Origin of the sequence: Flavobacterium cupreum (genome assembly GCF_003996965.1) — a bacterium.
Taxonomy (GTDB): domain Bacteria; phylum Bacteroidota; class Bacteroidia; order Flavobacteriales; family Flavobacteriaceae; genus Flavobacterium; species Flavobacterium cupreum.
In genome coordinates, this window is the sequence record NZ_QWDM01000070.1 from 1 (window position 1) to 480 (window position 480).

Consider the following 480-nt stretch of genomic DNA (forward strand, 5'->3'; position numbering starts at 1 on the left):
TACTGGAAGCGTTGTCATCGCCGCTGGCGTGCGGCACGTCGACCAGGTAATGGTCGAGACTGGCCGCGAACTGGTTTCCGAGTTTGCCTTGGTCGTTGTGGCTGACATCCTTGTTCCCCATCGACCATGCCTGCGCATAGTCCCAGCTGTGACGTGTGGCATTGCCCGCGATGAGGGTCCGCACGGCATGCCAACTGGTGATGCTGCCTCGCTTTTCGGTGCCGTCGTCGCGGTGGAAGCGCACCGCGCCGGCCGCGTTTCTTTTGAGCGACATGGCGTCGTCGAACAGGACCAGGGTGTGGACGCAGGTCATGTCGCTGCCTCTTTCCGTCGCGCTGCCGTGTTGCACGAACCAGGCAATGCCGCAGCGCTTCCACAGGCGGCGCAGAAATGCCGCGTTCGACTCGTTGTACTGCATCGTGAATTCGCGTGCCGGATATTTTTTCAGGTGTCGCAGGTCGAATTCGAACGCGCGCGCGG

Annotated in this window: 1 protein-coding gene; it reads right to left on the bottom strand. The window is 61.9% G+C overall.

All coding sequences use genetic code 11. The annotated features are described in order from the left end of the window. Nucleotides 1-480 (bottom strand): contractile injection system protein, VgrG/Pvc8 family (locus tag D0817_RS26700; protein WP_193555376.1); only part of this gene is annotated, 480 nt, incomplete at both ends.